General features: G+C 68.0%; 5 protein-coding genes and 1 pseudogene. 5 read left to right on the top strand and 1 reads right to left on the bottom strand.

Going from position 1 to position 8,715, the window contains the following annotated elements; all coding sequences use genetic code 11:
- Nucleotides 1-239: 239 nt before the first annotated feature.
- The gene (locus C3Y15_RS26280; RefSeq protein ID WP_059457700.1) at nucleotides 240-2,132 is read left to right on the top strand and encodes a methyl-accepting chemotaxis protein; all 1,893 of its coding nucleotides are present in this window, start codon (nucleotides 240-242) and stop codon (nucleotides 2,130-2,132) included.
- Between the two features lie 110 nt (nucleotides 2,133-2,242).
- On the opposite strand, the pseudogene C3Y15_RS26275 reads toward C3Y15_RS26280, so the two are convergent.
- Nucleotides 2,243-2,589 (bottom strand): annotated as a pseudogene (locus tag C3Y15_RS26275) (PLP-dependent aminotransferase family protein); the annotation flags it as partial.
- A 560-nt stretch (nucleotides 2,590-3,149) separates the two neighbouring features.
- On the opposite strand from C3Y15_RS26275, the gene C3Y15_RS26265 reads away from it, so the two are divergent.
- From C3Y15_RS26265 to C3Y15_RS26250, 4 genes are all read left to right on the top strand, one after another.
- Nucleotides 3,150-4,736, top strand: coding sequence for an ABC transporter substrate-binding protein (locus tag C3Y15_RS26265; protein ID WP_059548687.1), 1,587 nt, complete (start codon nucleotides 3,150-3,152; stop codon nucleotides 4,734-4,736).
- 79 nt (nucleotides 4,737-4,815) lie between these two features.
- On the top strand, nucleotides 4,816-5,769 hold the full coding sequence (locus C3Y15_RS26260) for an ABC transporter permease (RefSeq protein WP_011880472.1): 954 nt from the start codon (nucleotides 4,816-4,818) through the stop codon (nucleotides 5,767-5,769).
- 29 nt (nucleotides 5,770-5,798) lie between these two features.
- Entirely contained in the window at nucleotides 5,799-6,755 is a 957-nt protein-coding gene (locus C3Y15_RS26255; RefSeq protein WP_014726135.1) for an ABC transporter permease, read from the top strand.
- On the top strand, nucleotides 6,755-8,629 hold the full coding sequence (locus tag C3Y15_RS26250) for an ABC transporter ATP-binding protein (protein ID WP_059457699.1): 1,875 nt from the start codon (nucleotides 6,755-6,757) through the stop codon (nucleotides 8,627-8,629). The genes C3Y15_RS26255 and C3Y15_RS26250 overlap by 1 nt, the downstream gene beginning before the upstream one ends.
- Nucleotides 8,630-8,715 lie beyond the last annotated feature (86 nt).

Below are 8,715 nucleotides of genomic sequence, written 5' to 3'. Positions count from 1 at the left end.
CCTTTTCATTGCCGTTCCTCTCTGGAACGGACCCTACACCGTCACCGTACTAAACGCCGGGAGCAGGTCAGGGGACCTCCGTCGCATCTATGCCGACTACGAGCCATTGCACCCGGAACATCTCTGTAAGGGTTTTCCCGCCCCTCAAGAAATTCCAAGGCCTTGTCGAAAATACGTCTGCCGGGTGGGCTGTTGATGCGGTTTCCGGGGCCGCCAAACCAATCCTCTGAAGAATCGGAATGAAAGTATCGAATTCGATCGGTTTCAAGATCAACCTTGCGTTCGGTACTGCGCTGGTTCTCAGCGTCGCCGTGCTGGCGACCGTCGGCGCGCTGAACGTGCGCCACCAGGCCGTCAGCGAGTTCGAGCAATCGAGCCAAGCGCGCATCACACAGGCTGACGGCTCGCTCGACGGAACCTTCAGCGAAGTCGAGCAAAACCTCACGTATCTCGCACAAACCCCCGAGTTGACGTCGGCCGACGCCACCATCACGAACTATCTGACCCACACCGGCAAGATGACGCCTGACAGCAACGGTGGCGTCGAGCAGCGCATCTTCACGGTACTCAAGCAGTTCGGCGACGCGCACCCCAACATGCGCTACCTCGATATCGGCACGCACTGGGGCGGTTACGTGCAGTGGCCGTTGGAAACCATGAACGGCGACCACTACGATCCCCGTCAGCGGCCGTGGTATACCGCCGCCATGGCAACCCCCGACCGCGTGGCGCGGCCCGCGCCGTACCTGAGCGCGGCGGGCTCCGGCGGCGCGATCATTCCGTTCGCGCGGGTGGTCAAAAACGCCGGCGGCGAAGTGCTGGGCGTGCTCGAGGGTGACCTCTCCCTCGAAGGCTTCGCCAAGCTCACCAGCGGCATCCGCTTCGGCCAGAGTGGTTATCTGATCGTGACCGACAACAACGGCAAGGTGCTGATCGATCCGCGCGACAAGAGCCACGAATTCAAGGAATTCAAGTCGCTCGGCGGTGGCTACGACCAACTCGCGTCCGCCGCCGACGGCCGCGCTGTCGTGACGATCGACTCGACCCGCTACCAGGCCTATGCCTACACGTCGCGCAAAAACGGGTGGCGTTACTACGCGCTCGAGCCGGAGGCCGAGATGATGGCTGCCGCGAACCGGCTAACCTTCCAGCTGGTCGGCACGGGCGCGCTGGTGATCGTGATCGCGCTGTTCGCGATGGTCGTGCTGAGCCGGCAAATCGTGGTACCGCTGCGCACGCTCGCGGATTCGATGCACGAGATCGCGGTCGGCGACGGCGACCTGACGCGGCGCCTGCCGGTCGTCAACAGCGACGAGGTCGGGCTGCTCGCGGGCCGCTTCAATGCGTTCGTCGAGAAGCTGCACGGCGTGCTCGTCAAGGTGTCGTCGAGCATCAACCATCTCGAAACCGCCTCGCGCGAAGTCTCTTCCGGCAACAACGACCTATCTGCCCGAACCGAGCAGCAGGCCGCCTCGATCCAGCAGACCGCGGCCAGCATGGAGCAACTGGCCAGCACGGTGCGGGAGGCCGCCGATCGCGCCAAGCACGCCAACGCGATCGCGTCCGGCGCCGTCGCCACCGCGTGCCGCGGCGACGAGGCGGTGGCCGATGCCGCGAAAACCATGCTGGCGGCCGTCAACGAATCAGAGCGCGTCATCGGCATCGTCGGGATCATCGAGGGTATCGCGTTCCAGACCAACATCCTGGCGCTCAACGCAGCAGTGGAATCCGCGCGGGCCGGCGAGAGCGGCCGCGGCTTCGCGGTAGTCGCCTCCGAAGTGCGCAACCTCGCGCAGCGCTCGACCAGCGCGGCGAAGGAGATCAAGGCGCTGCTCGAAACCTCGGTCAGCAACGTGCGCGAAGGCGCCAGCCAGATCGGGCTGGCCGGCAAGACCATCGCGGAACTTAACGCGGCGGTGGGCAACGTCGCCCAGATCACCACCGAAATTTCGGCTGCGGCCGAGGAGCAGAGCCGCGCCATCGACGAGGTCAACCAGGCGGTCGCGTCGATGGACCAGAACACGCAGCAGAACGCGGCGCTCGTCGAGGAAATCGCGGCGGCGTCCGAATCGCTGAGCGTGCAGGGACGCGACCTGCACGCGACGGTCGGCTTCTTCCGGCTACAAACATGACCCTGCCGCTCTAGAAAGATCTCGGTGCGGCGGTGGCCGGTGACGACTTCAATTCGCGACGTGCAACTCGTGAATCGACGACCGCCCTCCGCAACACCGGTCAGCCAGCATCAGATCGTCCCGAACAGCGCGCTCGGACGGTCTTCGAGCGTTCCGGTCAACAACCTTGACGCACTCACCCGTTGATCACGGCGCGTCGCGCACGCGCGGTTGATGCGCACGCCGTGCTCGATCTCCGAACGGTCCACGGCAAACGCCGACGACGGCATCACCACCACGCCGCGCGCCTTCGCATTGGCGGCGAAATCGTCAGCACGCCACGGCGGCGGCAGCTCAAGCCATACGAACATGCACGCCGGATCCTGGCGCGCGCGAATTCAGCAAGCTGTGCGTCCCTGATGTGACGCGCGGTGCCGTCGTCGATCCAGATTGACGCGATCAGGCACGTCACGCTCGCATTGCGCCCGCATCACGTGCGTATCCCGCACGTATTCAGCCCGTACCCGAGCCCAAGCCCGTATCCAGGCCCGTATCCAGGCCCGGTACCACCTCGCCCCGCACCCTCGGCCAAACCCGCTTCGCCCGAAGCCCCTCATTTTCATCTGCTGAATCTCCCCCCGCCGCCGCACCGCCGCACGCCCGCACATTCCACTCGAACATGCCGTTTGCGCGCGCCGAACGCGTTTCGGACGCCGAATCCTCAATTTTGTCGGTGCAATCTGCCGCGCGTGCCGCTTTACGATTCCCTTCATCGGCATGCGCGGCGCGAGCGCGACGCCCGGGCGTCCATCACCCGGCGACGCGCGCAGGCACGCAGCAATTCATGCTGCGCGGGCGGTCCAAAACGGTCGATTCGTATCGTGCGGCCGGCCCGAATCGCGACAAACCGCATTTTGGCGGTGCTTAAATGAATTGCAACTGCACGACGTCGTACCCGCCACCAGCATGCGGGTGCGGCGGGATTCGACAACCACGCTGGACCCCAGGACCCACTTTCCACAGTCAGGAGCAGTTCGGATGAACGACGATATCGACAACGGCAGCGGCAAGGGCGGCTTCACGCGCCGCGACATGATGCGTGTCATGGCGGCGAGCGGCATGATGGCCGTCGGCGGCGGCGGACTGCTGCTCGACGCGCAGTCGGCGTTCGCCGCGCCGGCGCCCAAGCGCGGCGGCAAGATCCGGGTTGCGAACGAATCCAGCTCGACGGCCGATACGCTCGACCCGGCCAAGGGCTCCACCGGCGCCGACTACATTCGCTTCTTCATGTTCTACAGCGGCCTCACGCAGCTCGACGCGAGCCTGACGCCGCAGATGAACCTCGCCGAGTCGCTCCAGACGACCGACGCGAAGACCTGGATCATCAAGCTGCGCAAGGGCGTCACGTTCCACGACGGCAAACCGGTCGGCCCGGCCGACGTGGTGTTCTCGCTGCTGCGCCACAAGAACGCCGCGACCGCATCGAAGGTCAAGACGCTCGCCGACCAGTTCGCCGACGTGAAGGCGAGCGGCCCCGACGAAGTCACGTTGACGCTCGCCAGCTCGAACGCCGACCTGCCGGTGATCCTCGCGACGCCGCAGCTCGTGATCGTCAAGGACGGCACCACCGACTTCAGCACCGGGATCGGCTGCGGCCCCTACAAGCTGAAGTCGTTCAAGCCCGGCGTATCGACCATCGGCGTGCGCAACGACAGCTACTTCAAGCCGGGCATGCCGTATCTCGACGAGATCGAGATGATCGGCATCAGCGACAACGCCGCCCGCCTGAACGCGCTGCTGTCGGGCGACGTGCACCTGATCAACTCGATCGATCCGCGCTCGACGCAGCGCGTCGCGTCGACGCCCGGCTATGCGCTGAAGGAAACCAAGTCGGGCCTGTACACCGACCTGATCATGCGCAGCGAGAACCCGATCACCGCGAACCCGGATTTCGTCGAAGGGATGAAGTACCTGTTCGATCGCGAGCAGATCCGCTCGGCGGTGTTCCGCGGCTACGCGGTGATCGGCAACGATCAGCCGATCCCGCCGGGGCATCGCTACTTCAACGCGTCGCTGCCGCAGCGGCCGCACGATCCGGACAAGGCGAAGTTCCTGTTCCAGAAGGCCGGCGCGCTCGGCGCCACGCTGCCGCCGATCTATGCGACCTCCGACGCGAACGGCTCGATCGAGATGGCCGTGCTGCTCCAGCAGGCCGGCGCGAAGATCGGGCTGAACCTGCAGGTGAACCGCGTGTCGCCGGACGGCTACTGGTCGAACCACTGGATGAAGCATCCGCTCGGCTTCGGCAACATCAACCCGCGCTCGAGCGCCGACGTGCTGTTCACGCAGTTCTTCAAGTCGGACGCGCCGTGGAACGAGTCGGGCTGGAAGAACGCGAAGTTCGACCAGTTGCTGCTCGCCGCGCGCTCGGAAACCGACGACGCGAAACGCAAGCAGATGTACGGCGAGATGCAGGTGCTCGTCGCGCAGCAGGGCCGGGTCGGGATTCCGTCGTTCATCAGCTTCCTCGACGGTTACGACAAGCGGCTCTCGGGCCTCGGCTCGATCCCGACCGGTCCGATGATGGGCGGCATGTTCGCCGAGCACGTCTGGTGGAACGCCTGACGCCATTGCCTGCTGCCGCCGTGCGGCCGGCGCCGCTGAGCGCGCCGGCCGCACGCGGCCTTTTCGGGAACGCAAGCCCATGAACCGAATCCTGCTCGGGCTGATCGGCCGGCGCATCGCGGTCACCGCGCTGACGCTGCTGATCGTGTCCGCGATCATCTTCACGATCACGAACCTGCTGCCGGGCGACGCCGCACAGGCCGCGCTCGGCCAGTCCGCCACGCCCGAGACGGTCGCCGCGCTGCGCCAGCAGTTCGGCCTCGACATGCCGGCGCACGTGCGCTATCTGCATTGGCTCGGCGGCCTGCTGCACGGCGATTTCGGCCGCTCGCTGTCGGGCGACCTGCCGGTGTCGGAGATGATCGGCGGACGCCTGCCGAAGTCGCTCGCGCTCGCCGCGATCACGACCGCCGTGTCGGTGCCGATCGCGCTGCTGCTCGGCATCGTCGCGGCGGTGAAGCGCGAGTCGGTGGTCGATCGCGTGATCAGCCTCGGCACGCTGGCGCTGGTCGCGACGCCCGAATTCCTGATCGCGACGGTCGCCGTGCTCGTGCTGGCGGTGAAGCTGCACTGGCTGTCCGCGCTGTCGTACGGCGGCCCGATCGACGGCATGCACGACTTCCTGCGCGCGTACGCGATGCCGGTGCTGACGCTGTGCGCGGTCGTGATCGCCCAGATGGCGCGCATGACGCGCGCCGCGGTGATTGAGCAGCTGAGCGCATCGTACGTCGAGATGGCCGTGCTGAAGGGCGCGAGCCCCGCGCGCGTCGTGCTGCGCCATGCGCTGCCCAACGCGATCGGCCCGATCGCGAATGCGATCGCGCTGAGCCTGTCGTATCTGCTCGGCGGCGTGATCGTCGTCGAGACGATCTTCAACTATCCGGGCCTCGCGAGCCTGATGGTCGATGCCGTCGGCAACCGCGACTTCCCGCTCGTGCAGGCGTGCACGCTGATCTTCTGCGTCGCGTATCTGCTGCTCGTGCTGTTGGCCGATCTGTGCTCGATCGTGTCGAACCCGCGCCTGCGCACCTGAGTGTTTCGCTTTCTTCCGAGATGCCGATCATGCAACCGACCGATTCCGTTCAACGCAGCAGCACGCTGCCGCCGTCCGGCGACCCGCGCCCGTCGCGCGGCGGCCCGCCGCCTGCCGCGCCCACGCCCGGCGCGCCGCGCAAGCGTCGCGCGCCGCGGCTCGCCCTGACCGGCGGCGGCCGCGCCGGCCTCGCGATGGTCGCGCTGATGCTGTTCATCGCGGTGTTCGCGCCGCTGCTCGCGCCGCACGACGTCGGCACGATCGTCACGCCCGACGTGTTCGCGGCGTTCAGCGCGAAGCTGCCGTTCGGCTCCGACTTCCTCGGCCGCGACATGCTGAGCCGCATCCTGTACGGCACCCGGCTGACCGTGCTGCTCGCGCTCGCGGCGGTGCTGCTCGCCGCGCTGACCGGCACGACGCTCGGGCTGCTCGCCACCGTGTCGGGCCGCGCGGTGGACGAGACGATGAGCCGCCTGCTCGATGCGCTCACGTCGATTCCGTCGAAGATGTTCGCGCTGATGCTGGTGGCCGCGTTCGGCTCGTCGCTGCCGCTGCTGGTGCTGACCGCCGCGGTCAGCTACATGCCGGGCTCGTACCGGATCGCGCGCGCGCTGGCCGTCAACATCAGCACGCTCGAGTTCGTGCAGGTGGCGAAGGCGCGCGGCGAAAGCGCGCTGTACATCGCGTGCGTCGAGATGCTGCCGAACATGATTCATCCGATGCTGGCGGACACCGGGCTGCGCTTCACGTTCGTCGTGCTGCTGTTGAGCGGCCTGAGCTTTCTCGGGCTCGGCGTGCAGCCGCCGTATGCGGACCTCGGCTCGCTGGTGCGCGAGAACATCGCGAGCCTCGGCGACGGCTCGGCCGTCGCCATCATGCCCGCGGTCGCGATCGCGATCCTGACGGTGGGCGTCAACCTGTTGATCGACGGCCTGCCGCACCGCGGCCGCCGCAAGGGCGCGGCCGCGGCCGCGGGAGAACACTGATGCGAGATGAATCGACTCCGCTCGTCGAGGTGCGCGGGCTGCGCGTGGTCGGCGGACGTCCGGGCGGCGCGGAAACGACGATCGTGCACGGCGTCGACTTCGACATCCGGCGCGGCGAGGTGCTCGCGCTGATCGGCGAGTCGGGCTCGGGCAAGACGACGATCGCGCTGTCGCTGATGGGCCATGCGCGCGCGGGCTGCCGGATCGCCGGCGGCTCGGTGAAGCTCGACGGCGCCGACGTCTGCACGCTGTCCGCGCCGGCGCTCGCGGCGCTGCGCGGCCGCAAGGTCGCGTACATCGCGCAGAGCGCGGCGGCCGCGTTCAACCCGTCGCGCACGATCCTCGATCAGGTGATCGAGAGCGCGCTGATCCACCGCACGATGACGAAGCGCGCTGCGCAGGCGAAGGCGGTCGAGCTGTTCCGCGCGCTCGCGCTGCCGGAGCCCGAGACGATCGGCAGGCGCTATCCGCACCAGGTGTCGGGCGGCCAGTTGCAGCGACTGATGGCGGCGATGGCGCTGATCACCGATCCGGAGCTCGTGATCCTCGACGAGCCGACGACCGCGCTCGACGTGACCACGCAGATCGACGTGCTGCAGGCGTTCAAGCGCGTGATCCGGGATTGCGGGATGAGCGCGGTGTACGTGTCGCACGATCTGGCGGTGGTCGCGCAGATGGCCGACCGGATCGTCGTGCTGAGCGACGGCGTGATCCGCGAGGCGGGCGCGACCGAACAGATCCTGCATGCGCCGGCCCATCCGTATACGCAAAGCCTGATCGCGGCCGTCACGCCCGACGGTGCCGCACGCGAGCCGCAGGCGCCGGCCGCCGCGCCGGCGCCGCTGCTCGACGTGCGCGGCGCGATCGCCGGCTACGGCGCCCGTAACGCGCAAGGCTGGCCCGCGAAGGTGATCCTGCATGAGGTCGACCTGCGCATCGGGCGCGGCCAGACGGTCGGCGTGATCGGCGAATCGGGCTCCGGCAAGACCACGCTCGCGAAGGTGATCGCGGGGCTCGTGCCGGCGACGGCCGGCCAGATCCTGCTCGACGGCCAGCCGCTCGCGCTCGACATCGGCAAGCGCTCGAAGGAGCAGCACCGGCGCGTGCAGATCGTGTTCCAGAACGCCGATACCGCGCTCAATCCGGTGCATACCGTCGAGCGGACGCTCGCGCGGCCGCTTGCGTTCTATCACGGCATCAAGGGCGCGCGTGCGCGGCAGCGCGTCGCCGAGCTGCTCGAACTCGTGCGGCTGCCGCCGGCGGTCGCCGCGCGCCGCACCGGCGAGCTGTCCGGCGGACAGAAGCAGCGCGTGAACCTCGCGCGCGCGCTGGCGGCCGAGCCCGACCTGATCCTGTGCGACGAGGTCACGTCGGCGCTGGATACGGTCGTCGGCGCCGCGATCATCGACTTGCTGCGCGATCTGCAGGCGAAGCTCGGCGTGTCGTACGTGTTCATCACGCACGACATTGCGAAGGTGCGCGCGATCAGCGACGACATCGTCGTGCTGTACGCGGGCCGGCGCGTGGAGACGGGCAGCCGCGACGCGCTGTGCGCGCCGCCGTACCACCCGTATTCGCATCTGCTGGTGTCGTCGGCGCCGGAATTGCGCGCGGGCTGGCTCGACGTCGCCGCCGAGCGCTGCCATCGGCCGCTCGTGCCGATCGGCGCGAGCGCCGACGACGCCGGCCTGTGTCCGTTCCTGTCCCGCTGCGCGATGCGGGTGGACGGCGTGTGCAACCTCGCCGCGCCGCCGCTGCGCACACTCGGCAACGGCGCACAGGTGCTGTGCCACCGCAGCGAGGAAGATCTCGCGCGATTCCAGGCCGAGCCGCAGCCCGAAGGCGCCGCGCTGGGGCAGCCGGTGCGGCTGTAGCGCGATGTGTGTGTCGCGCCGGCGGCTCGTGACTCACGGCTCATGGCCGATGCAGACGAGCGCTGCGCACAGTGTGCTGCGGCGGT

It is taken from the genome of Burkholderia sp. B10 (assembly GCF_004368385.1).
Classification (GTDB): domain Bacteria; phylum Pseudomonadota; class Gammaproteobacteria; order Burkholderiales; family Burkholderiaceae; genus Burkholderia; species Burkholderia vietnamiensis.
The sequence above is the reverse complement of the archived record's forward strand: the minus strand, read 5'-3'. Positions and strand labels throughout refer to the sequence as shown.

Coding starts and splice junctions, on each gene's coding strand:
- C3Y15_RS26280 (WP_059457700.1), top strand. CDS start 240: ATGAAAGTATCGAATTCGATCGGTTTCAAGATCAACCTTGCGTTCGGT.
- C3Y15_RS26265 (WP_059548687.1), top strand. CDS start 3,150: ATGAACGACGATATCGACAACGGCAGCGGCAAGGGCGGCTTCACGCGC.
- C3Y15_RS26260 (WP_011880472.1), top strand. CDS start 4,816: ATGAACCGAATCCTGCTCGGGCTGATCGGCCGGCGCATCGCGGTCACC.
- C3Y15_RS26255 (WP_014726135.1), top strand. CDS start 5,799: ATGCAACCGACCGATTCCGTTCAACGCAGCAGCACGCTGCCGCCGTCC.
- C3Y15_RS26250 (WP_059457699.1), top strand. CDS start 6,755: ATGCGAGATGAATCGACTCCGCTCGTCGAGGTGCGCGGGCTGCGCGTG.